26 protein-coding genes are annotated in these 26,381 nt (G+C 73.5%); 8 read left to right on the top strand and 18 right to left on the bottom strand.

The genetic code is table 11. The annotated features are described in order from the left end of the window. Nucleotides 1-4 precede the first annotated feature (4 nt). The 4 genes from ACN27B_RS12370 to ACN27B_RS12355 form a co-directional block, all read right to left on the bottom strand. Nucleotides 5-2,008 (bottom strand): DUF5941 domain-containing protein, encoded by a 2,004-nt coding sequence (locus tag ACN27B_RS12370; RefSeq protein ID WP_422745019.1) that lies wholly within the window; start codon nt 2,006-2,008, stop codon nt 5-7. Then, a complete protein-coding gene (locus ACN27B_RS12365; protein WP_355516766.1) occupies nt 2,005-2,748 on the bottom strand; it encodes an ABC transporter ATP-binding protein in 744 nt (247 codons plus the stop codon). Before ACN27B_RS12365 ends, ACN27B_RS12370 begins: the two co-directional genes overlap by 4 nt. After that, nucleotides 2,749-3,576: an ABC transporter permease gene (locus ACN27B_RS12360; RefSeq protein ID WP_099162811.1), complete on the bottom strand. Its 828-nt coding sequence runs from the start codon at nt 3,574-3,576 to the stop codon at nt 2,749-2,751. A gap of 66 nt (nt 3,577-3,642) precedes the next feature. Beyond that, nucleotides 3,643-5,013, bottom strand: coding sequence for an L-serine ammonia-lyase (locus ACN27B_RS12355; RefSeq protein ID WP_099162812.1), 1,371 nt, complete (start codon nt 5,011-5,013; stop codon nt 3,643-3,645). A 364-nt stretch (nt 5,014-5,377) separates the two neighbouring features. On the opposite strand from ACN27B_RS12355, the gene ACN27B_RS12350 reads away from it, so the two are divergent. Then, nucleotides 5,378-5,581 (top strand): PspC domain-containing protein, encoded by a 204-nt coding sequence (locus ACN27B_RS12350; protein ID WP_026267959.1) that lies wholly within the window; start codon nt 5,378-5,380, stop codon nt 5,579-5,581. 400 nt (nt 5,582-5,981) lie between these two features. Here the strand turns inward: ACN27B_RS12350 and ACN27B_RS12345 are convergent, their stop codons facing one another. From ACN27B_RS12345 to pdxH, 7 genes are all read right to left on the bottom strand, one after another. Next, nucleotides 5,982-6,746, bottom strand: coding sequence for a DUF4230 domain-containing protein (locus ACN27B_RS12345; protein ID WP_099162813.1), 765 nt, complete (start codon nt 6,744-6,746; stop codon nt 5,982-5,984). 100 nt (nt 6,747-6,846) lie between these two features. Beyond that, on the bottom strand, nt 6,847-8,007 hold the full coding sequence (locus tag ACN27B_RS12340; protein ID WP_357625810.1) for an acyl-CoA dehydrogenase family protein: 1,161 nt from the start codon (nt 8,005-8,007) through the stop codon (nt 6,847-6,849). Nucleotides 8,008-8,038: 31 nt separating this feature from the next. Continuing rightward, nucleotides 8,039-8,344, bottom strand: a complete 306-nt coding sequence (locus ACN27B_RS12335; protein WP_089154454.1) for a type II toxin-antitoxin system VapB family antitoxin — start codon at nt 8,342-8,344, stop codon at nt 8,039-8,041. A 54-nt stretch (nt 8,345-8,398) separates the two neighbouring features. Further along, the gene (locus ACN27B_RS12330; RefSeq protein WP_099164800.1) at nt 8,399-9,001 is read right to left on the bottom strand and encodes a nitroreductase family protein; all 603 of its coding nucleotides are present in this window, start codon (nt 8,999-9,001) and stop codon (nt 8,399-8,401) included. A 2-nt stretch (nt 9,002-9,003) separates the two neighbouring features. Further along, nucleotides 9,004-9,930 carry an aldose 1-epimerase family protein gene (locus tag ACN27B_RS12325; protein ID WP_099162815.1) on the bottom strand — a complete coding sequence of 309 codons (927 nt, stop codon included), beginning with the start codon at nt 9,928-9,930 and terminating at the stop codon, nt 9,004-9,006. A gap of 16 nt (nt 9,931-9,946) precedes the next feature. Beyond that, complete coding sequence (locus ACN27B_RS12320) at nt 9,947-11,239, bottom strand: MFS transporter (RefSeq protein WP_422745012.1); 1,293 nt, start codon at nt 11,237-11,239, stop codon at nt 9,947-9,949. Further along, nucleotides 11,236-11,865, bottom strand: coding sequence for a pyridoxamine 5'-phosphate oxidase (pdxH, locus tag ACN27B_RS12315; protein WP_422745948.1), 630 nt, complete (start codon nt 11,863-11,865; stop codon nt 11,236-11,238). Before pdxH ends, ACN27B_RS12320 begins: the two co-directional genes overlap by 4 nt. Before the next feature lie 272 nt (nt 11,866-12,137). On the opposite strand from pdxH, the gene ACN27B_RS12310 reads away from it, so the two are divergent. The 4 genes from ACN27B_RS12310 to ACN27B_RS12295 all read left to right on the top strand — a co-directional run bounded on the left by ACN27B_RS12310 (nt 12,138) and on the right by ACN27B_RS12295 (nt 16,962). Continuing rightward, entirely contained in the window at nt 12,138-13,244 is a 1,107-nt protein-coding gene (locus tag ACN27B_RS12310; RefSeq protein WP_091583263.1) for a citrate synthase 2, read from the top strand. Between the two features lie 260 nt (nt 13,245-13,504). After that, a complete protein-coding gene (gene serC, locus ACN27B_RS12305; protein WP_098743950.1) occupies nt 13,505-14,632 on the top strand; it encodes a phosphoserine transaminase in 1,128 nt (375 codons plus the stop codon). Nucleotides 14,633-14,823: 191 nt separating this feature from the next. Beyond that, entirely contained in the window at nt 14,824-15,912 is a 1,089-nt protein-coding gene (sepH, locus tag ACN27B_RS12300; RefSeq protein WP_091583270.1) for a septation protein SepH, read from the top strand. A 63-nt stretch (nt 15,913-15,975) separates the two neighbouring features. After that, nucleotides 15,976-16,962 (top strand): aldo/keto reductase, encoded by a 987-nt coding sequence (locus tag ACN27B_RS12295; RefSeq protein ID WP_099162819.1) that lies wholly within the window; start codon nt 15,976-15,978, stop codon nt 16,960-16,962. A 135-nt stretch (nt 16,963-17,097) separates the two neighbouring features. On the opposite strand, the gene thpR is transcribed toward ACN27B_RS12295, so the two are convergent. The 5 genes from thpR to ACN27B_RS12270 form a co-directional block, all read right to left on the bottom strand. After that, the gene (gene thpR / locus ACN27B_RS12290) at nt 17,098-17,676 is read right to left on the bottom strand and encodes an RNA 2',3'-cyclic phosphodiesterase (RefSeq protein ID WP_422745946.1); all 579 of its coding nucleotides are present in this window, start codon (nt 17,674-17,676) and stop codon (nt 17,098-17,100) included. Nucleotides 17,677-17,680: 4 nt separating this feature from the next. Further along, the gene (locus ACN27B_RS12285; protein ID WP_422745009.1) at nt 17,681-18,190 is read right to left on the bottom strand and encodes a hypothetical protein; all 510 of its coding nucleotides are present in this window, start codon (nt 18,188-18,190) and stop codon (nt 17,681-17,683) included. Between the two features lie 116 nt (nt 18,191-18,306). Further along, nucleotides 18,307-19,593: an MFS transporter gene (locus ACN27B_RS12280; RefSeq protein ID WP_396820816.1), complete on the bottom strand. Its 1,287-nt coding sequence runs from the start codon at nt 19,591-19,593 to the stop codon at nt 18,307-18,309. 69 nt (nt 19,594-19,662) lie between these two features. Beyond that, nucleotides 19,663-20,112, bottom strand: coding sequence for a MarR family winged helix-turn-helix transcriptional regulator (locus tag ACN27B_RS12275; protein ID WP_172967863.1), 450 nt, complete (start codon nt 20,110-20,112; stop codon nt 19,663-19,665). 61 nt (nt 20,113-20,173) lie between these two features. Continuing rightward, nucleotides 20,174-21,655 (bottom strand): NCS2 family permease, encoded by a 1,482-nt coding sequence (locus tag ACN27B_RS12270; protein WP_099162821.1) that lies wholly within the window; start codon nt 21,653-21,655, stop codon nt 20,174-20,176. A gap of 138 nt (nt 21,656-21,793) precedes the next feature. Between ACN27B_RS12270 and ACN27B_RS12265 the strand changes: the two genes are divergently transcribed. Further along, entirely contained in the window at nt 21,794-22,009 is a 216-nt protein-coding gene (locus ACN27B_RS12265; RefSeq protein WP_371682304.1) for a DUF2530 domain-containing protein, read from the top strand. Nucleotides 22,010-22,013: 4 nt separating this feature from the next. On the opposite strand, the gene ACN27B_RS12260 is transcribed toward ACN27B_RS12265, so the two are convergent. After that, complete coding sequence (locus ACN27B_RS12260) at nt 22,014-22,856, bottom strand: DUF3027 domain-containing protein (protein WP_099162823.1); 843 nt, start codon at nt 22,854-22,856, stop codon at nt 22,014-22,016. Between the two features lie 87 nt (nt 22,857-22,943). Here ACN27B_RS12260 and ACN27B_RS12255 point away from each other — a divergent pair, with 87 nt between their 5' ends. Then, entirely contained in the window at nt 22,944-24,575 is a 1,632-nt protein-coding gene (locus ACN27B_RS12255; protein ID WP_099162824.1) for an MFS transporter, read from the top strand. Then, complete coding sequence (locus ACN27B_RS12250) at nt 24,572-25,222, top strand: futalosine hydrolase (RefSeq protein ID WP_422745005.1); 651 nt, start codon at nt 24,572-24,574, stop codon at nt 25,220-25,222. The genes ACN27B_RS12255 and ACN27B_RS12250 overlap by 4 nt, the downstream gene beginning before the upstream one ends. Here the strand turns inward: ACN27B_RS12250 and ACN27B_RS12245 are convergent. Then, a complete protein-coding gene (locus ACN27B_RS12245; protein ID WP_422745003.1) occupies nt 25,194-26,081 on the bottom strand; it encodes a GNAT family N-acetyltransferase in 888 nt (295 codons plus the stop codon). The genes ACN27B_RS12250 and ACN27B_RS12245 overlap by 29 nt on opposite strands. Nucleotides 26,082-26,381: the final 300 nt, after the last annotated feature.

The raw sequence follows: 26,381 nt of genomic DNA, 5'->3' as shown, positions 1-26,381 counted from the left end.
TCCGTCAGCCCGGCGAGCGCACACCCCCACGGGCACGGGCCGGCAGGACCACCCAGGCGAGGACCACACTCGCGACGAAAACCACAAGAAGGTACGTACCGAGTGTAGCCAGAGCGATACTCACAATTCCGGCGATCAGCGCGATCCCCAGCAGCAGGGAGCGCCCCTCCCAGCCCAGCGTGGCGGCATGCAGCGGCGGCGCCGCCTGTCGCTTCTCCAGCCGGGCGGTCAGGTCGTAGTGGTGCAGCGTGAGCACCAGGACGTACCCGAAGATCAGCCAGGCCGGCGCGCGCCCGGCCACCCCGACCGCGATGGCGAAGAGATACTCGGCGGCCCGCAGCGCGGCCGGCACCAGCCAGTCCAGCGCCCCGGCGTGCGGCGCCCGCGCGCCCTGCGCGGCGCCCAGCAGCAGCACGAGGACGAAGACCGCCGCCCAGCCGGGCAGGTCCCGCCCGCCGTGCACCGCCCACAGCGCCCAGACCAGCAGCGCCGCCGCACCGAGCGCGGCCACCACCGCCACCAGCAGCGGCCGGCGCGCGGCCGGCAGCGTCCGGGTCAGCAGGCCGTCGTCGCGGTGCAGGCCGGTGTCGACCGTGGTCAGCACCGGCACCCGCATCCAGCGCGCCCGCAGCGTCCGCAACGCCCCGGTGTACGCGAACGCCAGCGTCCCCCAGACCAGCACCGCGCAGAGCGCCACCAGCGGGCCGAACAGCGCGGCGGCCAACGCGATCAGCGCCCACCGCTCGCCGATCGGAAACACCACCGTCCGCTTCAGCCAGTACGAGACCGAGCCGGTGTCCGCCTGCACCCGGGTCGACGCCGCGTTCAGCTTCCCGCCGATGCCGCCCGCGTCCCCGGTCACCACCTTCGGCCGGCGCGCCGCCTCGTCGTGCAGCGCGCCGTACCAGGTGTCGGTCATGTGCCGCACGGTCTGTACCGTCATCGCGGCCAGCGCCAGCGCCCACCCGTACCGGAACCCGGCCTGCGTGGCCCCGTAGCCGAGGCCGGCGTAGACCACGTACTCCTTGAACCGGTCGGCCATGGTGTCCAGCCAGCCGCCCCAGGCGCTGAAGTGCCGGGTGTAGCGGGCCAACTGCCCGTCCACGCAGTCGAGCACGAAGCCCAGGTAGAGCAGGACCGCGCCGGCCACCAGCGCGGGCCGGCCGCCGACGCCGAACAGCACCGCCGCCGCCACCGCGAACGCCACCGACACCATGGTCACGCCGGTCGGGCCGATGCCGATCCGGGCGGCGGCCTTCGTCACGTACGGCGACCAGGTGCTGACGAAGAACGTGGTGAAGAAGTCGTCCCGCTCCTTCACCGACAGCTTCAGCTCGGCCCGGTCCTCGTCGACCGCCGCCACCTGCGCCTCGGCGGCCCGGCGCTGCGCCGCGTCGCCGGCCCGGTGCGCCACGAGCAGGCGTACCCGGTGGGCGAAGATCAGGGTGCCCCGGGCGGCGAGGTCGGCCACCAGCCGGTCCAGGTCGGCGAGCGGCCCGCCCCCGGCGACGCCGGCCCCGGGCGCGGACGCCGTTTCGGTCGGTCGCGGGTCCGGCGCGGACGCCGGAGCGGGGATGCCGCCCGCGGCCCGACGGGCGGCCTCGGCGAGGGCCGGCAGGTCGGCCGGGCCGACCCGCAGCGCGCCGCCGAACACGCCGGTCGCGTCCGCGACCGCGCCGGCCTCGACCACCTGCCCGCGCTCCTCGCGCACCGTCGCCTGCCCGGCCGCCGGCGGATCGGTGAGCACCAGCGCCACCGTCGGCCCGACCGGGCTGGTCGCGAGGTGCTTCAGTACGGCCGTGTGCGCCATCAGGTCGACGCCGCTGACCAGCACCGGGCCGGTCGCGCCGGCCACCAGGTCGGCCAGCTCGGCCAGGTCGGCGGCGATCCGCACGTCGTCCGCCCCGGCCCGGCGCCACTGCGCGGCCAGCCGGTCGGCCGGCGGTTCCCCGTCCTCGGTGGGGCGGCCCGCCGCCGGTCCGGCGGCGAGCACGATCGCGAGCGTCACCGCTGCGCCGCGTCGGCGTAGGCGGCCAGCGCCTCGTCGATCGTCCCGTCGACGATCAGTCGTCCGGCGTCGAGGTAGAGCCCCCGACGGCAGAACCGGGTGAGGTCCTTGTCGTTGTGTGACACCAGCACCAGCGTGCGCCCTTCCGCGAGAAGTCGCTCGATGGTCGCATAGCACTTCGCGCGGAACTCCGCGTCCCCGACCGCGGTCACCTCGTCCACCAACAGCACCGGGTGCGGCAGGTGCGCGATCACCGCGAAACCGAGCCGCACCTTCATCCCGGACGAGTAGTGCCGCACCGACGTGTCGATGGCGCGTTCCACCTGCTCACCGGCGAACGAGACGATCTCGTCGAAGTGCTGCCGCAGGTAGGCCGGGGAGAGCCCGTGCAGCCCGCCCACCAGGTAGAGGTTCTCCCGGCCGGTCAGGTCGCCGGAGAAGCCGGCGGAGAGTTCCAGCAGCGGCGCCACCCGGCCGCGCACCGCGATCGTGCCCTCGTCCGGGATGAGCACCCCGGCGATCAGTCGCAGCAGCGTGCTCTTGCCGGTGCCGTTGCGCCCCACCACGCCGACCGTCTCACCCGGCTCGACCCGGAACGACAGGTCGCGCAGCGGCCAGAACCGGCCGGCGTCCGGGTCGCGGGCGCCCCGGTGCACGATCAGCTCCCGCAGCCGCAGTTGGCGGCGCCGGTTGCGGACGAACCGGATGCCCAGCCCGTCCGCCTCGATGATCGCCGTCATTCAGAGTTCCTTCAGCACGGCCGGTTCGAGGCGGTGGAACGCCCACCAGCCGAGCACCAGGACGAGCCCGCTGCCCACCACCGTGACGGTGAGCAGCCGGGCGTCCGGGAACTCGTCCGGGTACCAGATCGCGTGGTGCAACTGGAAGATCCCGACCAGCGGGTTCAGCTCGTACGCGACCTTGAGCCAGCCCGGCATGCCGGAGTCCCGGACCAGGTTCAGCGGATAGATGATCGGGGTGGCGTAGAACAGCACCCGGATCACCAGCCGCATGGTCCGCTCGATGTCCCGCATCAGCACGTTGCCCGCCGACAGCAGCAGGGCCAGGCCCACCAGCAGCGTGAACTGCACCGCGACGGCCAGCGGCAGGGCGAGCAGGTTCCACCCCGGGCGGATCTTCCCGTGGGCCGCGTAGAGCGCCGCGACGGCGACCAGGATCGGCAGGCCGGCCAGATACTCGGCGAACCGGCCGGCGACCCGCCCGATCGGGAAGATCGGTCGGGGCAGGTTCATCGTGGTGATCAGCCGGGACTGCCCGGTGAGCGCGTTGGCCGCCTCGGTCAGCGCCGAACTGGCCCACATCCAGGCGAAGATCCCGGTGATCAGGAACAGCGGGTACGAACCGGCCGCCTCGCCCAGGTGCCGTCGGGTGGCGCCGGAATAGAGCACGCCGAAGACGAACCAGTAGATCAGGCCCATGCCCAGCGGCTCGATCAGCGACCAGAAGTAGCCCAGCAGCGACTGCTGGTACTTCACCGCGAGATCCCGCCGGACCAGGATGCGCAGCGAGGTGCGGGCGGACCAGAGCGCCGCGACGGCGGACGTCACCGGGCCATCGTCGCGCCGTTCGTCGTCGGCGTGGCGGCCGTCGACCCGGGGGTCACCCCAACGGGGTCAGCACTCGATCACGTTGACCGCGAGGCCGCCCCGCGCCGTCTCCTTGTACTTGACCTTCATGTCGGCGCCGGTCTCCCGCATGGTCTTGATGACCTTGTCCAGCGACACGTGGTGCACCCCGTCGCCGCGCAGCGCCAGCCGGGCCGCCGTGATCGCCTTGATGCTGGCCACCGCGTTGCGCTCGATGCACGGGATCTGCACCAGGCCACCGACCGGGTCGCAGGTGAGCCCGAGGTTGTGCTCCATGCCGATCTCGGCCGCGTTCTCCACCTGCTCCGGCGTGCCACCCAGCGCCTCGGCCAGCCCGGCCGCCGCCATCGAGCACGCCGAGCCGACCTCACCCTGGCAGCCGACCTCCGCGCCGGAGATCGAGGCGTTCTCCTTGAACAGCACGCCGATCGCGCCGGCGGCCAGCAGGAACCGCACCACCCCCTCCTCGGAGGCGCCCGGGACGAACCGGGTGTAGTAGTGCAGCACGGCCGGGATGATCCCGGCGGCCCCGTTCGTCGGCGCGGTGACCACCCGCCCGCCGGCCGCGTTCTCCTCGTTGACCGCGAGCGCGAACAGCGTCACCCAGTCCATGGCCCGCAGCGGGTCGCTGCCCTCGCCCTCCGCCTCCAGGCCGCGCCGCAGCTCGGCCGCGCGGCGGCGGACCTTCAACCCACCCGGGAGTACGCCGTCGCGGGTGCACCCGTTCTCCACGCACTCGCGCATCACCCGCCAGATCTCCAGCAGCCCCGCGCGCACGTCCGCCTCACTGCGCCAGGACAGCTCGTTGGCGAGCATCACCTCGCTGATCGACAGGCCGGTGCGGGTGGTGACGTCGAGCAGCTCCGCGCCGGTGAGGAACGGGTGCCTCACCCGCGTGCTGTCCGGCTTGATCCGGTCCGCCCCGGCGGCCGCCTCGTCCACCACGAACCCGCCGCCCACCGAGTAGTAGGTGCGCGTACGCACCTCGTTCCCGGCCGCGTCGAACGCCGCGAACGTCATCCCGTTCGGGTGGTACGGCAACGAGCGCCGCCGGTGCAGCATGAGGTCACGGTCCGGGTCGAAGTCGATCTCCTGGCTGCCGACCAGGCGGAGCCGCCGCTCGGCGCGGATCCGCTCCACCCGCGGCCCGACCGTGTCGGTGTCGACCGTCTCCGGGGCCTCGCCCTCCAGCCCGAGCAGCACCGCGCGGTCGCTGCCGTGACCGTGGCCGGTGGCGCCGAGCGAGCCGAACAGCTCCGCCTGCACCCGGGTCACGTCGGCCAGCTGCCCGTCGGCCTTGAGGCCCGCCACGAACGTCCGGGCGGCCCGCATCGGCCCGACGGTGTGCGAGCTGGACGGCCCGATACCGACGCTGAAAAGATCGAAAACACTGATCATGGCTGCACTTTCCTCGCCGTCGTCCCCGTTGTGCGGATCCGAACCGGTGCGCGCCGTGTGCCCGCTCGGCGGGTTCGACGGCCCGGCGCCCGGGGTGTGGGCGCCCGACCGGCGAGCCTACCTCCCCAGCTCACTACCCGCCCCACCCCGCCACATGCGCCCCGCGGCCCGCGCTGAAGGACCCGAGCAGCCAGCCCCACGGCACGCATCGACGAGTGTCGGTGGACGCGTCGGCGGGGGTGCGCCGGGGTAAGCACCTACGGGTGCCCGGGTCGCCGATCCTCCTCGGGGCCGAGGGCGCGGCGCGCACCCCTTTCTACCGTGGAATCAGCGCGGCGGATCGCCGCAGAAGTGGGAGACGACGATGAGTCGCAAACTGGTCCGGCCCCGCCAGGGGCGCATGATCGCCGGTGTCTGCGCCGGCCTGGGGCAGCGGTTCGGCATGTCGGCCGGCATGGTCCGGCTGCTGTTTCTGCTGTCGTTGCTACTGCCCGGCACCCAGGTGATCGTCTACCTGGTCCTGTGGATCCTGATGCCGAACGAGGACCGCTACCTCGCCACCCGCTGACCCGACGCCGCCCGGCCCGAGCTGCGCGGCCTACGGAGCACGGGTGGCGGGAAGCCGGGTCACTGTCCGTAGTGAGTCACTGGTCGATTCCCCCGAAGACCGATATACCGCTGGGTCATATTTGTGACTCAGCGGTATATCGCTCTGAACTCATGTGCCCCCCCCGTCGACGCCAGGGCCGAGCCGCCGGGATGCCGAGCGGCCAGGGCCCGGGATGCCAGGACCGCGCCGTCGGGGCCCAGGGCCCTGGGGCGGCGCGGCTGAGCCGGGGGTGGCGGGGCCGACACGCTGAGCCTGGGGTGGCGGGGACGGGACAGGCCGCCGCGCGGCGGCCGGAGCGGGTGGCGGACACGACGGCGCCCCGCTCCGGAACGACCGGGGCGGGGCGCGTCGTGACAGGTCAGGGTGCCGTGTAGGTGACTGTCACCTTCTCGTAGCCGAGGGAGCGGAGCAGCCCCTCCAGCATCTTGCGGGTGTTCGCCTCGGCCCGCGCGCCGAGCCCGCTGTCCCGGGCGGCGGCGGTGATCCGGTCCTCGGCCAGCTTGTAGACCTGCTGCTGCCGGTTGGGGTCGCCGGACACCAGGTCGTTGAGCCGGTTGATCAGGCCCCGCTCCTCGGCGAAGACGTAGCTCTTGTCCATGTCCAGATCGGTCTCGCCGAGCTGCGGCGCGGGCAGCTTGATCTCGACGGACTTGCCGTCGTCGGAGACCACCACGGCGCCGTCGGCGATCTTCGTGAAGTCGACGTACGCCTCGACCCGGCCGGCCCCGACGAAGAGCGTGCGCTCGTTGAGCAGGAAGTCGGGCACGTTGCGCCGGTCGTTCTGCACGTCGACCACCACCTGGAAGTTGCCCTCCGCGGCGACGTAGCGGCTCAGGTCACGGATCGACTTGAGCAACGGCGGCTGGCTGCGGTCGGTCTGCTCCTTGGCGAACGGGTTGCGGAAGTCGGGCAGCAGGCCGGTCGCCTGCACGCCGAGCAGCACCACCACCGCCAGCGCGGCCGCGCCGAGCACCCAGAGCAGACCGCGTGCCGGGCCGCCGCCCGGTGCCCGACCACCCGGCTCGGGGTCGAGCGGAGAATCCGCCCGGTCGCGCAGGGACTCGCTGGTCGGGTATTCCGGGAACTCCCTGGTGGGCTGGTTGATGTCACCGTCGCGGGCCATCGCCCCTCACCGTCCTCGTCCGACACATCGACTGACTATGACGGTACGGGCACCGTGCGACAGTCGCTCGTCGAGCGACCCGATCGGGTGAACCCGCTCGTCAGGCGAAGGCGGAGAGCCCGGTCAGCCGCTGCCCGATGACCAGCTGGTGGATTTCCGAGGTGCCCTCGTAGGTGAGCACGCTCTCCAGGTTGTTGGCGTGCCGCATCACCGGATATTCCCCCGATACGCCGTTCGCGCCGAGGATCGTGCGGCACTGCCGGGCGATGGCCAGCGCCTCCCGCACGTTGTTCAGCTTGCCCACGCTGACCTGCTCGGGGCGCAGCTTCCCGGCCTCGGCCAGCCGGCCCAGGTGCAGCGCGAGCAGCATGCCCTTGTTCCACTCCACGGCCATGTCGGCGAGCTTGGCCTGGGTGAGCTGGAAGCCGGCCAGCGGCCGGCCGAACTGGGTGCGCGTGGTCGCGTACCCCAGGGCGGTCTCCAGGCAGTCGCGGGCCGCGCCGAGCGCGCCCCAGACGATGCCGTGGCGGGCCTCGGTCAGGCAGCTCAGCGGCGCCTTCAGGCCGGTCGCGCCGGGCAGCTGGGCGTCCGCCGGCAGCCGCACGTCGTCGAGGGTGATCTCGCCGGTCAGCGACGCGCGCAGCGACATCTTGTGCCGGATCTCGCGCGCCGTCACCCCCGGCGTGTCCATCGGTACGGCGAAGCCGCGCACACCGTCGTCGGTGCGCGCCCAGATCACGGCGACGTCGGCGATCGGCGCGTTGGTGATCCACATCTTGCCGCCGGTGAGGATCCAGTCGTCGCCGTCACGGCGGGCGCGGGTGGCCATCGACGCCGGGTCGGAGCCGTGGTCCGGCTCGGTCAGCCCGAAGCAGCCGATCGCCTCGCCGGTCGCCATGGCCGGAAGCCACCGCTGCTTCTGCTCCTCGCTGCCGAAACGCCAGATCGCGTACATGGCCAGCGACCCCTGCACCGACACCAGCGAACGGACGCCGGAGTCGCCGGCCTCCAGCTCCAGGCAGGCCAGCCCGTACGCGACGGCGGACGCGCCGGCGCAGCCGTACCCGGTCAGGTGCATGCCGAGCAGGCCCAGCTTGCCGAACTCGCGGGCCAGCTCGCGGGCCGGCACCTCGCCGTCCTCGTACCACCCGGCGACGTGCGGGCGTACCCGGTCGGTCACGAGCTGGCGCACGACGGCGCGGATCTGCCGCTCCTCCTCGCTCAGCGACGCGTCGATGTCGAGCAGGTCGAGAGGAGTCATGGCGTCACCTTAACCAAGCCTCAGGCGGGCGTCACTCGCCCTGGTCGCCGAGGACCAGCACCCGCGCGTGGATCTGGTTGCGTTGCTGGAGCGCGGCGCGCAGCGCCCGGTGCAGGCCGTCCTCCAGGTAGAGCCCGCCGTTCCACTGCACCACGTGCGGGAAGAGGTCGCCGTAGAAGGTGGAGTCCTCCGCGAGCAGCTTGTCCAGCGCCAGCTCCCGCTTGGTGGTGATGAGCTGGTCCAGCCGCAGCGGGCGCGGTGGGATCTCGGCCCACTGCTTCAGCGTGAAGTTGTGCTCCGGGTAGGGACGACCGTCCCGGACCGCCCTGAAGATCACGGCGCGCTCTCCTCCCCCAGGCCCGGCTGACGATGTGCCTGCCAGCCTAACCGCTCAACTCCACCGTCCCCGCCGGACCACATCCTGCACCGGACGCCGCCCCCGGCGCAGCGACGGTGACCGGTGGTCGACGGCTCGGTAACCAATGGTGATCGCGCCGATCGGGTGCAGCTCCGGCGGTACCCCGAACGCCTCCCGGTACGCCCCGGTCCGCTGCGGCGGGATGCCGAAGAAACAGGCGCCCAACCCCTCGTCCACGGCGGTGAGCAGCATCATCAGCGCGGCGAAGCCGGTGTCCACGTACCAGTAGGGCACCGGCCAGCGTTCCTCGGCGCGGTCCGCCCAACCCTTGTCCGGCTCGGCGTACCGGTCGAGGTAGGCGTCCCGGTTGGCGTGCGGCACCACGATCAGCGGGGCCCGGCGCATGCCGGTCAGCCAGCGCTCCCGGCCGCCGCCGTCCGGCGTCGCCGCCGACCAGAACCGCGCCCGGTCGGCCGGCTCCTCCAACACCAGGAAGCCCCAGCCCTGCGCGAACCCGGCCGACGGCGCCCGCAGCGCGTGTGCCAGCAGCCGGTCCACCACCTCGGGCGGCACCGGCCGGTCCGGGTCGTAGTTGCGCACCATCCGGCGTCGCCGGACGACCTCGGCGAACTCCACGGTCAGGCCGCCGGCCGGACGCCCCAGACGCCCCGCCACGTCTGGCCGGCGTCGAGCGTGATCAGGTCCCGCCCGGACCGGAACGCGTCCGGCGGGCAGGTCATCGGCTCCACCGCGACCGACCGACGGTGCCGCTCGCCGCCGAGCGTGTCGCCGGTGAAGACCTGCCACCAGCCGAACTCGCGGTCCGCCCAGATCCGCAGCGACGACGAGCCGTCCGGCGCGCCGAGCGTCACCGCCGAGCCGCCGTCGGCCTCCCGCTCCACGTCGCCGAAGGCCATGTCGAGCACCAGGTCACCGATCGGGCGGGGGGCGGTGAAGTCGAACTCGGTGCCGCTCACCGCGCTCGCCGCCACCGGCAGCAGCCGGCCGTCCACCTGCACCCGGCTCCGCCCCGGTACGCGCATCAGCAGCTCGTCCACGCCGACCTTGGGCAGCTGGAAGTAGGGGTGCACGGAGAAGCCGAACGGCGCCGGCTCGGCGGACAGGTTCGTCACCTCGTGCTCGGCGCGCAGACCCTCCGGGCCGACGCTCCACCGGCTGCGCAGCCGCAGCGCCCACGGGTAGCCGGGGGTGGGCGGCAGGTCGTAGCCGAGCGTGACGCTCTCCGCCGACCGTTCGACCAGCTCCCACCGGACCCAGTTGACCAGGCCGTGCAGGGCGTTGTGCCGCTCCGGCTCGGTCAGGTCGAGCTGGAACGAGCGGTCCCCGAACGTGTAGACGCCGTCGCGGATCCGGTTCGGCCAGGGGGCGAGCACGTGCCCGGCCGAGCCGGGGCAGAGCTCGTCCTCGGCGTACCCGTCGAGGTAGTCCCGGCCGTCGTGCCGGTAGGCCCGCAGCCCACCGCCCACCTCCACCACGACGGCCTCGTGGCCGTCGGCGGCGATGGTCCACTGTGTCCCGGACGGTGGCTGCACGTCGATCCCCATGTCCGGGACCCTACCGTCAGCGACCGTCGTCGGCGTGGGTGGTCGCGCGATAGCGCAGCAGCGCGGGGAACGCCACGACCAGCAGCGTCGCGAGCACGGCCGCCGCGAGACCGCCGCCGACCATGGCGAACCCGGTGCCGAAACCGGCGGCCATGGTGCCGGCCCGCAGGTCGCCCAGCCGTGGCCCACCGGCCACCACCACCGTGTTCACGCCCTGGAGCCGGCCGCGCATCCGGTCCGGCGCGTAGACCAGCAGCATCGACTGCCGCAGCGTCGCGCTGACCAGGTCGGCGGCGCCGGCCACACCGAGCAGCAGCACCGCCAGCCAGAGCTGGCCGGCCAGGCCGGCGCACGCGATCGCCACGCCCCAGCCGACCACGGCCACGGTGAGCGCCAGCCCCTGCCGGCGGACCCGGCCGATCCAGCCGGAGGTGAGGCCGCCCAGCATCGCGCCGATGGCGATCGAGCTGTAGAGCCAGCCGACCGCCGCGCCGCCGCCGAACCGCTCCTGCGCCAGCTCCGGGAAGAGCGCCCGCGGCATCGCCAGGATCATCGCGATCAGGTCGATGGCGAACGAGAGCAGCAGCACCGGCGTGGTGGCCAGGTAGCGGAAACCGTCGACGATGCTGGCCAGCCCGGCCTTGCGGACGCCGCCGTCCGGGTCCGGCTCCGGTGGCATCGCCGGCAGCCGCAGGGTGGCCCAGAGCGAGACGGTGAACAGCAGCGCGTCCACCCCGTACGCGATGGGCAGCGCCACCTCGACCCGCCAGGCGGCGAAGATCAGGCCGGCGGCGAGCGGGCCGAAGACGGCCGCGGCGGTGAACGTGGTGTAGTTCAGCGTGGTGGCGGCCGGGACCAGCTCGGCCGGCACCAGCCGGGGCAGGATCGCGCTGCGGGCCGGCGAGGTGATCGCGAACGCCACCGTCTGCACGGCCACCAGCAGCAGGAGCAGCATCGGACTGCCCGCCCCGGCCAGTGACTGCACCAGCAGCCCCAGCGTGGCGGCCCAGAGCAGGGCGCCGGCGGCGAGCAGCACCCGCCGCCGGTCCCGCGCGTCGGCGACCGCTCCGCCCCACAACCCGAAGACCAGCAGCGGCACGAACCCGGCGATGCCCAGCAGGCCGACCCAGAACGAGCCGCCGGTCAGGTCGAACATCTCCACCGGCACCGCGACGGCGGTGAACTGGAAGCCGAACATCGCCACCGCGTTGCCGAGCCACACCCGCCGGTACGCGGGCACGCCCAGCGGGCGCAGGTCGATCGCCCAGCGGCGCGCCCCGCGCGGCCGGGTCCTGGTGACCTCCGTCACGGTGCGAGCCGCTCGACGACCCAGACCCCGTCGCCGGTACGCCGGAAGCGCAGCCGGTCGTGCAGCCGGCCGGCCCGGCCCTGCCAGAACTCCACCGTCTCCGGGCGGACCCGGAAGCCGCCCCAGTGCGGCGGCGCGGGGATCGGCTCCACCCCGGCGAACCGCTCCGCCGCCGCCCGGTACGCCGCGTCCAGCGCGGCGCGGTCCGGCACCACCTCGGACTGGGTGCTGGCCCACGCCCCGAGCTGGGAGCCGCGCGGCCGGCCGGCGAAGTACGCCTCGGTCTCGGCCCGGTCGACCCGCTCCACCCGGCCGGTGACGGTGACCTGCCGCTGCATCGGGAACCAGGGGAAGACCAGGCTGGCCCACGGGTTGGCGGTCGCCTCGACGCCCTTGCGCGAGCGGTAGTTGGTGAAGAAGACGAACCCCTCCGGGTCGTACCCCTTGAGCAGCACCGTGCGTCCGCTGGGCCGGCCCTCGGCGTCGGCGGTGCCCACCACCATCGCGTTCGGCTCGGGCAGCGGGTGGGCCACCGCGTCGGCGAACCAGCGGCCGAACTGGGTGTGCCAGTCCGGCGCCAGGTCCGGCTCGGAAAGGCCCAGGTCGGCGGCGTACTCGTTACGCATGCCGGCCGGGGCGGGTGTGTCGCCTGTCACTCTCGCCGTTCCTCTCCCGGGCGCGCCCGCGTCCCCCGACGCTGGCCAGGCCCCGCCACCCAGTCTTCTCCTCCCCGCCCGCGTGTCCACCGGCGGGGATGTCACGTGGCGCACACCGCCCGCGGGTCGCGCACCTGGTTACCCACCGGGCAAGATGTCACGAACCACATCCCTGAGGGTCGCCTGAGCTGCGGGGCCGGATCGGTCCGCCCGGGCGCACCGAGCCCAAGCCAGGAGACGACATGTCCGATTTCAAGCCGGGCCTCGAAGGCGTCGTAGCCTTCGAGACCGAGATCGCCGAACCCGACCGCGCGGGCGGATCGCTGCGCTACCGGGGCGTGGACATCGAGGATCTGATCGGCCAGGTCTCCTTCGGCAACGTCTGGGCGCTGCTGGTGGACGGCCGGTTCGGCCCCGGCCTGCCGCCGGCCGAGCCGTTCCCGGTGCCGGTGCACTCCGGCGACATCCGCGTCGACGTGCAGTCCGCGGTCGCCATGCTGGCCCCGTACTGGGGTCTCAACCAGCTCCTCGACATCTCCGACGAGCAGGCCCGCGAGGACCTGGCCCGGGTGTCGGTCACCGCGCTCTCCTTCGTCGCCCAGTCGGCGCGCGGGCTGGGCCTGCCGGCCGTGCCGCAGAAGGAGATCGACAAGGCCGAGACGATCGTCGAGCGGTTCATGAAGCGCTGGCGGGGCGAGCCCGACCCGCGGCACGTCAAGGCCGTCGACGCCTACTTCATCTCGGCCGCCGAGCACGGCCTGAACGCCTCCACCTTCACCGCCCGGATCGTCGCCTCCACCGGCGCGGACGCCGCGGCCTGCATCTCCTCCGGCATCGGCGCGCTCTCCGGCCCGCTGCACGGCGGCGCGCCGTCGCGGGTGCTCACCATGCTGGAGGCGGTCGAGCGCAGCGGCGACGCCGAGGGCTACGTCAAGGGCGTGCTCGACCGGGGCGAGCGGCTGATGGGCTTCGGGCACCGGGTCTACCGGGCCGAGGACCCGCGCGCCCGCGTGCTCCGGCGCACCGCCAAGGAGCTGGGCGCGCCCCGCTTCGAGGTGGCCGAGGCGCTGGAGAAGGCCGCCCTGGCCGAGCTTCAGGCCCGCCGCCCGGACCGCGTCCTCGCCACCAACGTCGAGTTCTGGTCGGCCGTGGTGCTGGACTTCGCCGAGGTGCCGGCGCACATGTTCACCTCGATGTTCACCTGCGCCCGGATGGGCGGCTGGTCCGCGCACATCCTGGAGCAGAAGAAGCTCCAGCGGCTGGTCCGCCCGTCCGCCACCTACGTCGGCCCGGGCACCCGCAAGCCGCAGCAGGTCGAGGGCTGGGACGCCATCCCCCACGGCGTCTGAGGTGCAAGGAGGGGCCCCTGCTTAACGCATTCCGCCTAGGCGGGGCCCCTTCTTGACGCCCGCGCTGTGGCGTACGCCTCAGGGCCGGGCGTGGGACCAGCGGCCGGTCGCGACCGGTCGGGTGCGAGGATGAAGGCCGGCAGCGCTGCCGGCCGGGTTCGGATCCCGGCCGTCCCGTGCGCCCGACGCACGAGCCGGTCGCCGGTCCGCGCCCGCAGGAAAGGGCCCGCCCTCGCCCATGCGGAAGGATCGAGACAACCGTGGCTGACGCACCGACCATCCGGATTCCCGACGACCTCAGGCCCGCCGACGGACGCTTCGGCTGCGGGCCTTCCAAGGTCCGTCCGGCCGCGGTCTCCGCGCTCGCCGACGTCGCCACCAGCTACCTGGGCACGTCGCACCGGCAGAAGACGGTCCGGGACCAGGTCGCCCGGCTGCGCCGCGGCCTGGCCGAGTTCTTCTCCCTCCCCGAGGGGTACGAGGTGGTGATCGGCAACGGCGGCACCACCGCGTTCTGGGAGGTCGCCACGTTCGGCCTGATCCGTGACCGGGCCCAGTTCGCCAGCTTCGGCGAGTTCGGCGCCAAGTTCGCCAAGTCGGTCTCCGACGCTCCGTTCCTGGGCGAGCCGACCGTGCGCAAGTCCGAGGCGGGCAGCGCGCCGTCCCTGGTCGCCGAGGCGGGCGTGGACGTCTACGCCACCCCGCACAACGAGACCTCGACCGGCGTGGCGGTGCCGATCAGCCGGGTGCCGGGCGCCGACGAGGGCTCGCTGCTGCTGGTCGACGCCACCTCCGGCGCCGGCGGGCTGGACGTCAACGTCGGCGAGACCGACGTCTACTACTTCGCCCCGCAGAAGTGCTTCGGCTCCGACGGCGGCCTCTGGCTGGCGCTGATGTCGCCGGCCGCGCTCGCCCGGGCCACCGAGATCAAGTCCTCGGGCCGCTACATCCCGGCCTTCCTCGACCTGGTCACCGCGATCGACAACTCGCGGCTGGAGCAGACGTACAACACGCCCGCGCTGGCGACCATCTTCCTGGCCGCCGAGCAGACCGACTGGATGAACTCCCAGGGCGGGCTGGCCTGGGCGGCCAAGCGCACCGCCGAGAGCGCCGGCATCGTGTACGGCTGGGCCGAGCGCTCGTCGTTCGCCACCCCGTTCGTGTCGGACCCGGCGCTGCGCTCCAACGTGGTCGCCACCGTCGACTTCGCCGACGGGGTGGACGCCACCGCGATCGCCAAGGCGCTGCGCGCCAACGGCATCGTCGACACCGAGCCCTACCGCAAGCTCGGCCGCAACCAGCTGCGGGTGGCGCTCTTCCCGGCCGTCGAGCCGGCCGACGTCGAGGCGCTCACCGCGTCCATCGACTACGTGGTAGAGCGACTCTGATCGTTCCGTCACGGTGGGTGGTCGTCGGGGCTCCGGCGGCCACCCACCGTGATCATTGCCGCAGCTCAGTCGCGACATGCCGGGGTGTCGCAGTCCCCATGTCCGGGTAGATGAGCGTACGGTGGTGCGAGACGCCCGGGTGGCCGGCTCCCGTGGCGTGACGGCCAGCGAAGCGGGACGGAGGCAAGCCCATGCGCCCAGTACGCTTCGTCGCCCTCTCCGAGGACGGCCAGGCCCTGGTGCTCGCCGACGAGGTGGGGCGCCTGCTCGCGTTGCCCATCGACGAGCGCATCGCCTCGGCGCTGCACGCCGAGCCGGGCGCGCCCCCGCTCGCCGTGGTGCCGTCCGCCACCGACCCGACGCCGTCCCTGTCCCCGCGCGACATCCAGGCCCGGATCCGCTCCGGCGAGTCCGCCGAGGACGTGGCCCGCATCGCCGGCGTGCCGGTCGACCGGGTGCTGCGCTACGCCGGCCCGGTGCTCCAGGAGCGGGCCATGCTCGCCCAGCACGCCCGCCGCACCCGGCTCAAGGGCGCGGAGAAGCCCACCCCGCTGGCCGAGGTGGTCAACGGTCGGCTGGCCCAGCACGGGATCGACACCGAGAAGATCTCCTGGGACGCCTACCGTCGCGACGACGGCACCTGGCGGATCATCGCCACCTGGCCGTCCGGCAAGGCCACCGCCCAGGCGGTCTGGGATCTCGACAAGACCCGGCAGAACGTCGCCCCGCACGACGACATGGCGCAATACCTGTGCGCCGAGCGTCCGACGCCGATCCTCGGCCAGGAGCCGGCGCCGGAGCGGGGCGGCCACGCGCTGCCCGGCCCGTCGCGGGGCGAGCCGAGCCGGGGCGGGCACGGCCTGCCGGCCGCGTCCGACCACGCCCGTCCGGGGCGGGACCCGATCCGCGCCGGCCGGGACGCGCTGCTCGCCTCGCTGGACCGGCCGCTCGGCGGCACGTCCGGCCGTGGCCTCGACACCCGGTCCCCGGCCGCGTTGGCCGGGTCGGACGCCCCCCGCCAGCGGGCGGTCGCCGGTGGTGCCGCCGCGCTGCTCGGCGGCGGGCAGGGTTCGGCGTTCGACGACGACTCGGACGCGCCGAAGGAGGTCCCGGCCGTGCCGTCGCTGGCCGTGCTGCGGCCCCGGCGCACCGGTCCGGCGGCGGCGTCCGGCGGCTCGGGCAACGAGTCCACCGACGCCGCCGGCAAGCCGCGCAAACGGCTCCCGAGCTGGGACGACGTGCTGTTCGGCAGCGGCCCGGCGGCCCGCGAGTCCTCCTGATCCTCCGGTCCACCCTGGCTCGTCGACAAGGCACTCGAAGTGCCCGCGTGCCAGGGTGGACCTATGGAGTACACGAACCTGGGACGCACCGGCCTGTCGGTGAGCCGGCTCTGCCTCGGCACGATGAACTTCGGGCCGCAGACCGACGAGCCGGACAGCTTCGCCATCATGGACCGGGCGCTCGAACACGGGATCAACTTCTTCGACACCGCGAACGTCTACGGCTGGAAGCTCGGCGAGGGCGTGACCGAGCAGATCGTCGGCCGCTGGTTCGCCCAGGGCGGCGGGCGGCGCGACAAGGTCGTCCTGGCCACGAAGGTCTACGGCAAGATGGGCGAGTGGCCCAACGACCAGGGCCTGAGCGCCCGGCACATCATCCGGGCCTGTGAGGACTCGCTGCGGCGGCTCCAGACCGACACCATCGACCTCTACCAGATGCATCACGTCTCCCGGACCACGCCGTGGGAGGAGATCTGGCAGGCGATGGAGACGCTGGTCGCCCAGGGCAAGGTGCTCTACGTCGGGTCGTCCAACTTCGCCGGCTGGCACATCGCCCAGGCTCAGGCCGCCGCCGGGAAGCGCAACTTCCTCGGCCTCGTCTCCGAGCAGTCCATCTACAACCTGCTCACCCGGCACGTCGAGCTGGAGGTGATCCCGGCCGCGCAGCACTACGGCCTGGGCATCATCCCCTGGTCGCCGCTGCACGGCGGGCTGCTCTCCGGAATCATCCGCAAGATGGCCGACGGCAGCGCGGCCCGGGGCGCCAGCGGCCGCTCGGCCGACGCGCTGGCCGAGCACCGGATGACCATCGAGGCGTACGAGAAGCTCTGCGCGGACCTGGGCCAGGACCCGGCCGACGTGGCGCTGGCGTGGCTGCTGTCCCGGCCGGGCGTGACCGCCCCGATCGTCGGCCCGCGCACCATGGACCAACTCGACCGCAATCTCGGCGCCCTCGACGTGCACCTGGACGACCCCACCCTCACCCGCCTCGACGAGCTGTTCCCGCCCGTCGGCAACGGCGGCCCCGGCCCCGAGGCCTGGGCCTGGTAGGTGCAAGGAAGGGCCCCCGCTTAACGCCTCCGGTATAGGCGGGGGCCCTTGTTAACACGGCGCCGCATGACGGGCAGCGGGCAGCGGGCAGCGGGCAGCGGGCAGCTCAACGCTGCGGATGCCGGCGGCGAGCTGTCACAGCGGCCAGGCGGCGAGGCGGGTGTGGCGAGCGTTCCGCCCGAGGTGGCTGCGGACCAGGACCAGCTCGTCGGCCGGCCACTCCGGACCCTCGTACCTGTGCAGATCCTCGCGGTCGGCGCGGACGTCGGCGGCGGCGTCCCGGTCACCGGGACGGGCGATGGTCAGGTGGGCCCGGAACGGCTTGTCGTCGTGGGGCAGCTCGGCCCGACGCAGCCCGTCGCGCACCAACCGGGCGAGCGTGTCCAGCGCGTCGGCCTCACCCCGCACGTCCACCCACAGCACCGTGGAGTGTCCCTGACCGAAGCTGCCGCCACCGCCGAGGCGCAGCCGAGGTGGGCCGGCCCGGCCGTCGCGGAACGCCTGCGCGGCCAGCCCGAGCGCGCTCTCGACGTCGACCAGCCGGTCGTCCGGCACCTCGCCGAGGAAGGCCAGCGTCAGGTGCAGGTGATCCGGGTCGGCGAGCCGCACCTTGACGCCGGCGGCTGAGGCGGCGCCGACGCGCAGCCCGGTGATCCGCCGGGCCAGGTCGGCGACCGCCGCCGGGGGCGGGTAGACCGCCGCGAAGAGGCGCACCCGGTCAGCGGTGCCGCTGGTGGTGCGCCGCACGCGCGGCGGGCAGGGTCAGCCCGGCGGCGTGCAGCAACCCCTCGACGCGTACCCGTTCGATCTCCCGGTCGACGCCGTCCAGCTCGGTTAGATGCTCGGCGATGCCCAGGGCCCGGCAGGCGGCCCGCAGCCGCTCGTCGTACGCCTCGATGACCGCGCCGTGCCACACCACCGAGCGGTCGGCGGCGGCGAGCCGGTGGCCGCCGAGCCGGCGCAGGTCGGTGGCGAGCTGCTCCAGCGGGCGGCGGCCCTCCCGGTCGAACTCGGTGAGGTCGATGTCGCGGGTCAGCGCCTCGGCCTCGATGGCCCGGTCGAGTCGGGCGATGGTGCGGCGTTCGCGGCGTCGGTCGCGCCAGTCGGCCCAGCCGCAGGCGATCCGGTCGAGGATCTCGTCGGCGCAGAAGACCAGCGCGATCAGGGCGGGCAGGCAGCAGACGGCGAGGATCGTCAGCGCGAGTAGCAGCTCCTGCCCCAATCCCACACATCGACGCTAAGCCCTGCCGCACCCGGCTGCCACCCGTTCCGGGAATCCGACTGGTACGGGTGTTAAAAGGGGGCCCCTCCTCTACCGAATGCGTTAAGAGGGGGCCCCTCCTTTCACTCGGCCCCGGGGGACACCACGTAGAAGCGGGGCATCGGCAGCACCCGCATCCGCAGCCGGGCGCCGGAGCGGCGCAGCTGCCAGGTGAGCGCCAGCAGCGCGGCGGCCAGTGAGATCAGGCCACCCATCCAGATGCTCGCGCCGGCGCCGAACCGCTCGGCCACCCACCCGATGATCGGCGCGCCGACCGGGTTCGTCCCCAGGAACACCAGCACCCACAGCGCCATCACCCGTCCCCGGAAGGAGGCGTCGACGCCGAGCTGCACGCGCTGGTTGGCGGCCTGGGCGAAGAAGACCATGAAGAACCCGGTGGGCAGCAGGAGCGAGACCACCATCCAGTACGCCGGCGCGAGCCCGACCAGGGTGCCGAAGCTGGCGCAGCCGATCGCCGCGCCGAGCACCAGCCAGACCGAGGGCCGGCTGCGCCGGCCGGTCCCGGCGAGCGCGCCGACCAGCGCGCCGACCGCCAGCGCGGTGCTGAACAGGCCGAACGAGGCGGCGCCGGTGTGGAACACGGTCTTGGCCAGCGCGGCGAGGGTGAGCTGGAAGTTGAACAGGCTCATTCCGATCACCGACATGACGACCATCGGCAGCAGGATGTCGGGGCGGCGCGCCACGTAGCGGAGGCCGTCCACCACCCGCGCCTGGTCCCGCTCGCCGGCCGGCGGCAGGTCCTTGCGGTGCAGCTCCTGCGGGCGCATCCGGACGACGTTGACCAGCGGGGCGATCGAGCTGAGCGCGGTGACCAGGAAGACCGGGCCGACGTCGAACGCGGCGATGGCCAGGCCGGCGACGGCAGGGCCGACGATCCGGGCGGAGTTGAACACGGCCGCGTTGAGCGAGAGCGCGTTCGGCAGCAGCGGCATGCCGACCAGCTCGGAGACGAACGCCTGCCGGACCGGGGTCTCCACCGCGTTGGCGACGCCGAGCAGGGCGGCGAACGCGAAGACGTGCCAGAGCTGCACGACGCCGGTGACGACCAGCAGGCTCATGCCGAGCGCCAGCACGGTCCAGAACGCGTTGGCGACGAAGAGCAGCATCCGCTTGTCGTAGCGGTCGGCGAGCCGGCCGGAGAGCAGGGTGAGCAGGAGTACGGGGGTGAACTGCAACGCGGTGACCACGCCGAGCGCGGTCGCGGAGTTGTCGCTGAGCTCGAGGACGAGCCAGTCCTGGGCGATGAACATCATCCAGACGCCGATCAGTTTGATCAGCTGCCCGGTGGCGAAGAGTCGGTAGTTACGGACTCGTAGGGACTGGAACATCGTGCTCAGCTTGGCCTGCACTCTAGGTGCGCCTCCTCGCGTCGGGTACGCCTCATCCACAACGGACGAAGCGAACCGCGCGACGCGGCGTCAGGCGCGGGCGATTGCCTGAAGGATGTCCGCGGCCCGCCGTAGCGTGTCGCGTTCCTCCTCGCTGAGCGCGGCCAGCCGGCTGGCCAGCCACTCGTTGCGGGCCCGCTCGAACTGGTCGAGCACGGCCCGTCCCCCCTCGGTCGCCGCCAGGATGACCTGCCGTCCGTCGGTCGGGTGGGGGGTGCGCTGCACGAGGCCCCGCTCCTCCAACTTCGCGACGATCTTCGTCATCGTGGGCGGCTGCACCCGTTCGACGTCGGCCAGTTCCCGGGGCGTGAGGGCGCCCGCCAGCCTGAGGCTGGTGAGCGCCGACAGCTGGGTGACCGTGAGGTCGCCGACCGGCCGGGCCTGTCGGACCCGCCGGTTGAGTCGGGTGATCGCATCTCGCAGCTGGGGGGCCAGCTGCGCCGGTGGCACGCGTTTCGCCGTCACCGTCCGCTCCGTCACACTCGTTAGCTTAACTAATGAGCCTGGCTAACGACATGCGTTATGACCAGGCTCACCAGCGTCAGAGCAGCACGGACTCGATCGGCCCGCGCAGGAAATAGAGGACGAAGAGCGCGGCCACGCCGTACAGCAGGGGGTGGACCTCCCGCGCCTTGCCCTTCGCCAGCTTCACCAGCACGTAGCTGATCACGCCGGCCCCGATGCCGTTCGAGATCGAGTAGGTGAACGGCATCAGCACGATGGTGAGGAACGCCGGAATGGCGATCTCGTAGTCGGTCCAGTCGATCGTGCGGACCGCCGTCATCATCAGGAAGCCGACCACCACCAGCGCGGTCGACGCGGCCTCGAACGGCACGATCGCCGACAGCGGCGCCAGGAACATGGCCAGCAGGAACAGGGCGCCGGTGACCAGGTTGGCCACGCCGGTCCGGGCGCCCTCCCCGACCCCGGCCGCGCTCTCGATGTACGAGGTGTTGCTCGACACCGAGGCCGCGCCACCCGCGGCGGCGGCGATCGAGTCGACCAGCAGGATCTCCTTGGCGCGCGGCGGGGTGCCCTGCTCGTCGAGCATGTCCCCCTCCTGGCCGATCGCGACCATCGTGCCCATGGTGTCGAAGAAGTCCGTGATCAGCAGCGTGAAGACGAACATCAGCGGGACCAGCCAGCCGACCCGGGTCCACGAGTCCAGCACGTTGAAGTTGCCCAGCAGCGACAGGTCCGGCAGGTCCACCACCTGCTTCGGCAGCTCGGGCACGTTCAGCGCCCAGCCCTTCGGGTTCGGCTTGCCGTCGACGAAGGACGGGCCGATGTTGCCGATCGCCTCGACCACGACGGCCAGCACGGTGGAGGCCAGGATGCCGATCAGGATCGCGCCGCGGACCCGGCGGACCACCAGCACCACCGTGATCAGCAGGCCCACCACGAAGACCAGCATCGGCCAGCTGACGATCTTGCCGTTGATGCCCAGCCCGACCGGCACCGTGCTGTTCGCCGCGTCCGGCACCCGCCGCACGAAGCCGGCGTCGACCAGCCCGATGATGGTCAGGAACAGGCCGATGCCGACGCCGATCGCGGTCTTGAGCTGCGTCGGCACGGACCGGAACACCGCGGTACGCAGCCCGGTGAGCACCAGGATGCCGATCAGCACACCCTCGATGACCACCAGGCCCATCGCGTCCGCCCAGGTCATCTGCGGCGCGATCTCGAAGGCGACCAGCGCGTTCACGCCCAGCCCGGCGGCCAGCGCGATCGGGAACCGGGCCACCACCCCCATCAGGATGGTCATCAGACCGGCGACCAGCGCGGTGGCCGCGGCCAGCGCCGGGATGGCCAGCGTGCGCCCGTCGGCATCCTCCGCGCCGCCGAGGATCAGCGGGTTCAACACCACGATGTACGCCATCGTGAAGAACGTCGCGAACCCGCCCCGGATCTCCCGGCCGGTGGTGGACCGGCGGGCGGAGATCTCGAAGTAGCGGTCGAACGCGTTGCGCGGATGCGCGGGGTCGGGCGGCGTGCCGTGATCCGGCGGCGGAGCAATGGACATCGGGTCCTCATCGTGTTCATCGACCGGTTTTGTCGCGCGCATCGTCCCAGATCACCCAGCGGGCAGGGAAGGACGATCACGTACGCTGGACCGGTGCCCCGAGAGCAGCAGCCGCGGCCCGAGCCGCTCGACCCGCCGATGGTGCCGTTCGCCGTCGCCGGGCTGATCGCCTGGGCGGTGGCCGGCCTGGTGCTGCTGCTCTTCTTCCGCGACTGGCTCACCGCGCACGGTCACCAGAACTGGCTCTGGACCTGCCTCGCCGGTTTCCTGTGGGGCTTTCCCGGGCTGGCCACGATGATGCGGCACGACGCCAACCGGCGTCGCCGCCGCGCGGCCGCCGAAGCTCAGCGCTGACCGGTCAGGGGTGGCCGTACGGCTCCGCCGGCTCGGCCGCCTCCACCGAGCCCGGGGCGCGGCTGACCGACATGGCCTCGACCGCGCTGTCGTCGTAGACCGTGGGCAGCTCGTCGACCGGCGTCTCGGCCGCCGCCTCGACCAACGTCTCCGAGTGCGCGCCACAGCCGTGGTCGGCGCTGACCACCCGGCCGTCGTCCGGGGCGAAGAAGTTGCCGCAGGCGCCGAAGGCCAGCCGGAGCGCACCGGCCAGCGGCAGATAGAAGCCGCAGGTGCCGCAGCGGGCGGCGGCCGGGGCGGCGGTCGAGATCGGGGCGTCCGGCCCGTGGTCGCCGTCGTACCAACGCTGGGCGGTGTCGGCGCGTCCCTCGCGGGACAGCACCCGGGCCCGGCCGAGGCCCAGCTCCCAGGAGGTCTCCTCCACGGCCGGGTCGTCGGAGAGCAGGTAGCCGGGGGCGAGCCGCTCGTCGTCGGCCGGGGTGGGCAGCAGGTCGCCCGGGCCGAGGTCGCCCGGCTTGAGCCGCTCCTGCCAGGGCAGCCAGCCCGGGGCGAGCAGCGCGTCGGGGCCGGGCAGCAGCACCGTCTCGCAGATGGTGACGTGCTTGCTGCGCGGCACCCGGGTCACCGTGACGGCCCAGCGCCAGCCGCGGTAGCCGGCCATCCGGCAGTCGAAGTAGTGGGTGACGACCCGGTCGCCCTCGGCGACGGCCTGGAGGTGGTCGCCGACGTCGGTCGGCTCCACCTCGGTGATGGCGTCGCGGGCCACTTCGACGGCGGCGGCGCAGACCTGGTCGAGCCGGGGAGCGCGGGCGGAGGCGGGCCTGGTCACCGGTCCATTGTTCCCCATGCCCGTGGAACGGTGACAGGCACTCCCCGGAGTCGTTCTCTCCGGGTGATGCGGCGCGCGCGGAGCAGATGGGCGAGGATGGGACACATGGCGCTGTCCTCCCGCTCCGGCCGCTCCTTTCTCGGGCGGACCGTCGGCACCGGCATCCGCGCCACCCGGCTGCTGCTGCGGGGCTCGGTGCACGGTGGGCGCTGGATGACCCGCCGGGCCGGCACCGCCCGGGCCCGCAGCGCCGGCAACGAGGTGGGCATGGTCCGCCTCTTCGACCTGCACGCGCTCTCCTGCGCCGGCGACACGCTGATCGCCATCGGCCTGGCCGGGACGATCTTCTTCGACGTACCGCTGGGTGAGGCGCGCAACAAGGTCGCGCTCTACCTGTTGGTGACCATGGTCCCGTTCGCCATGCTCGCCCCGGTGGTCGGGCCGCTGCTCGACCACTTCCGCCACGGCCGCCGCTACGCCCTGGCGGCGACCATGCTCGGCCGGGCCTTCCTGGCCTGGTTGATCTCCGACTACATCGGCGGCTTCGGGCTCTACCCGGCCGCGTTCGGGGTGCTCGCGCTCTCCCGCGCGTACGGCGTGGCCCGCTCCGCCGCGGTGCCCCGACTGCTTCCCGACGGGCTGGGGCTGTCCCAGGTCGGGGCGCGGGCCAGCGTCTACGGCACGGTGGCCGGCGCGCTGGTGGCCCCGATCGGCCTGGCCGCGTTCTGGTTCGGGCCGCAGTGGCCGCTGCGGGTCGCCTCGGTGATCTTCCTGATCGGCATGGTGATCTCGCTCCGGCTGCCGCCGAAGGCCGACTCGGAGCCGCCGGAGCGGCTGCCGCACCCGCTGCGGGCGATGCGCCGCCGCGACGGCGAACGCCCGCTGGGCCGGGGGCGCCCGGCCGGCCGGCTGGTGATCGCCACGCTGATCGGCGCGGCGGCGTTGCGCGGGCTCTACGGCTTCCTGCTGCTCTTCCTCGCGTTCGCCATCAAGGGCGGCGACCTGACCACCGACTTCTTCGGTCGGGAGCTGGGTGCGCAGGCCGCGCTGGGCCTGGTCGGCGGTGCGCTCGCGGTGGGCACCTTCCTGGCCACCGCGCTCGGCACCCGGCTGCGCATCCACCGCCCGACCGCGATCCAGTCCAGCGGCACGATCGTCGTCGCCGGCGTGGCGGTGCTCGCCACGCTCAAGTTCTCGCTGCCGATGGTGGCGCTGCTCTGCCTGGTGGCCGCGCTGATGAGCGGGATCGCCAAGCTGGCGGTGGACGCCTCGATCCAGGAACGCATCCCGGAGCGGCTGCGGGCCAGCTCCTTCGCGCACTCGGAGACCGCGCTGATGCTCGCCTTCGTGGCCGGCGGCGGGCTCGGGCTGGTGCCGTTCACCGGCCTGATCGGCGTGGCGGTCGCCGCCGCCGTGGCCTCGCTGGTGGCCCTGCGCGGGGTGCTGGTCGCCGGCCGGCTGCGCGGTGAGCACCTGGCCGGCCGGCCGCTGGGCGACGACGAACTGGGCGCCGACGAGCCGGACGCAGAGCCGGTCAGCCGCCCCGACGAGTCGGCCCCGACCTCGTTCGACGACCCGGCCCCGACCTCGCCGGCGCCGCAGCGCGTCGAACCGCGACCGGACGACGACGGGCTCGCGCCGCCCGGATTCCACATCTACCGCCCCTCCTCGTCGGTCGGCGGGCCGGGCACGGCGGAGGACGAGACCCGGCGCGACCCCCGGGGGCCGGTGGCGTGACCGGGTTGCTGGTGGTCACGGCGGTGCCCGCCGAGGCCGAGGCGGTCCGCGCCGGCCTCACCGGTGCGGGCGTGACGGTGCTGCCGGTCGGGGTCGGCCCGGCGGTCGCCGGCGCCGCCACCGCACGGATGCTGGCGCTGGCCGAGGCGGCCGGGCAGCCGTACCGGGCGGTGGTCAGCGCCGGCATCGCCGGCGGCTTCGTCGGCCGGGTCGCCGTCGGCGGCACCGTGCTGGCCGACCGCAGCGTCGCCGCCGACCTGGGCGCCGAGTCGCCGGCCGGGTTCATCCCGGTCGAGGACCTGGGCATGCCCCCGGAGCTGCTGGGCGGCGGCCGCGTCGTGCCCGCCGACCCGGGCCTGCTGGGCGCGCTGCGCGCCGCCCTGCCGGCGGCCACCGTCGGCACGGTGCTCACGGTCAGCACGGTGACCGGCACCGCCGAGAGCACCGCGGCCCTCACCGACCGGCACCCCGACGCCGTGGCCGAGGCCATGGAGGGGTACGGCGTCGCCGTCGCCGCCGCCCAGGCCGGCGTCCCCTTCGCCGAGCTGCGGACGATCTCGAACCCGGTCGGCCCCCGGGACCGCAGCTCGTGGCGCATGCGCGAGGCGTTCACCGCGCTCACCACCGCCGCGGCCGCGCTCCGCTGACCGGCCGCTCGAATCTCATCACCGCCGCCGACCACGACTCGACCTCGAACCCGCAGAGCCACAGAAAACGCGCGCCCTCCCCCTCCGCGACGACACGGGCCGACCGCACGTCGCGCCGGGCCATCTCGGCGGTCAGCGCGGCGACCAACGCCCGACCGATCCCGAGCAGCCGGTATGCCGGCGCGACCCGCAGCCCGTCCACCACGATCTGACACCCGTCCGGCGACGGATCCGCCTCGAACGACCCGTCGCCGGGCTCGTGCGCGTGCAACTCGCCGACAAGCGTGCCGTCGGGCAACTCGGCGACGAACCGCCAGGAGGTCGTCGGGAGCACCGGGTGCAGGTGCCGCCGGACCCGGTGCTCCCGACGCACCCACTCCCGGTGCCGGTCGCGGTCCCGCCGATCGCGGTCGATCCGGTAGGTGACGGCGGGCAGCGGCGTCCGCGAGCCGCTCCCCAGGCTCGACCAGTGCGCCCACCAGGCACCGGGCCAGTCCTTGGGCTCGCGCACCTCCCGGGCGTCCAGGTGCGCGGGGCAGTGCCGACCGGCAGCGTCGCGCAGCCCCTGCTGCGGCACCGCGGTCAGCACCCCGGCCGCCGTCGCGGCGCCCGTCGCGGCACCCGTCGCGTCGCCCGGACCGGCCGGTCGCCCCGCGATGGTGATCCGACCGGCGGCCGCGGCCACCAGCCGCTCGACCGTGCGAAAGTTCGGCCCGGTCGACCGCCCGGACTCGATGCGCGCAAGGGTCGCCTGCGGTACCCCGGACCTCGCCGCCAGCTCGCGCTGGCTGAGGTCGGCCGCCCGGCGCAACGCCCGCAGCGTCGCCCCCAGATCGATGGCCTGCCCAGGGTCACTCACGACGACATGGTCGACGGTGGGCACCGCAGCCATCCACCCCGCACGTCCACCTGTGGATAACCATGTGGAAAAGCGGTGCTCCTGGGGATGAGGGTGTCCTTCGGGCTGACTAGGAACTTGATGACGGGGATGACTCGGGCCAAGCGGGGCGGGGCGCAGGGCAGCGGCTGACTCGCCCACGTCATCAAGTTTCTAGGCGCACGACCAGGATCCGGCCGGGCCGCCGGACGGGCGACCGCCGGCCCTGGAACCAACGGTCCGCAGCTCCGCCGGTCACACCCGGACAGCCGGGGTGGCAGC

Origin of the sequence: Micromonospora sp. WMMD754, assembly GCF_049315235.1 — a bacterium.
Classification (GTDB): domain Bacteria; phylum Actinomycetota; class Actinomycetes; order Mycobacteriales; family Micromonosporaceae; genus Micromonospora; species Micromonospora sediminicola.
This window is presented reverse-complemented; position numbering and strand designations above follow the sequence as displayed.

What these genes read in the sequence shown, in the direction of transcription:
- ACN27B_RS12365 (WP_355516766.1), bottom strand. Translation starts at nt 2,748, where the DNA reads ATGACGGCGATCATCGAGGCGGACGGGCTGGGCATCCGGTTCGTCCGC.
- ACN27B_RS12355 (WP_099162812.1), bottom strand. Translation starts at nt 5,013, where the DNA reads ATGATCAGTGTTTTCGATCTTTTCAGCGTCGGTATCGGGCCGTCCAGC.
- ACN27B_RS12350 (WP_026267959.1), top strand. Translation starts at nt 5,378, where the DNA reads ATGAGTCGCAAACTGGTCCGGCCCCGCCAGGGGCGCATGATCGCCGGT.
- ACN27B_RS12345 (WP_099162813.1), bottom strand. Translation starts at nt 6,746, where the DNA reads ATGGCCCGCGACGGTGACATCAACCAGCCCACCAGGGAGTTCCCGGAA.
- ACN27B_RS12340 (WP_357625810.1), bottom strand. Translation starts at nt 8,007, where the DNA reads ATGACTCCTCTCGACCTGCTCGACATCGACGCGTCGCTGAGCGAGGAG.
- ACN27B_RS12325 (WP_099162815.1), bottom strand. Translation starts at nt 9,930, where the DNA reads ATGGGGATCGACGTGCAGCCACCGTCCGGGACACAGTGGACCATCGCC.
- pdxH (WP_422745948.1), bottom strand. Translation starts at nt 11,865, where the DNA reads ATGCGTAACGAGTACGCCGCCGACCTGGGCCTTTCCGAGCCGGACCTG.
- ACN27B_RS12310 (WP_091583263.1), top strand. Translation starts at nt 12,138, where the DNA reads ATGTCCGATTTCAAGCCGGGCCTCGAAGGCGTCGTAGCCTTCGAGACC.
- sepH (WP_091583270.1), top strand. Translation starts at nt 14,824, where the DNA reads ATGCGCCCAGTACGCTTCGTCGCCCTCTCCGAGGACGGCCAGGCCCTG.
- ACN27B_RS12295 (WP_099162819.1), top strand. Translation starts at nt 15,976, where the DNA reads ATGGAGTACACGAACCTGGGACGCACCGGCCTGTCGGTGAGCCGGCTC.
- ACN27B_RS12270 (WP_099162821.1), bottom strand. Translation starts at nt 21,655, where the DNA reads ATGTCCATTGCTCCGCCGCCGGATCACGGCACGCCGCCCGACCCCGCG.
- ACN27B_RS12265 (WP_371682304.1), top strand. Translation starts at nt 21,794, where the DNA reads ATGGTGCCGTTCGCCGTCGCCGGGCTGATCGCCTGGGCGGTGGCCGGC.
- ACN27B_RS12260 (WP_099162823.1), bottom strand. Translation starts at nt 22,856, where the DNA reads ATGGGGAACAATGGACCGGTGACCAGGCCCGCCTCCGCCCGCGCTCCC.
- ACN27B_RS12255 (WP_099162824.1), top strand. Translation starts at nt 22,944, where the DNA reads ATGGCGCTGTCCTCCCGCTCCGGCCGCTCCTTTCTCGGGCGGACCGTC.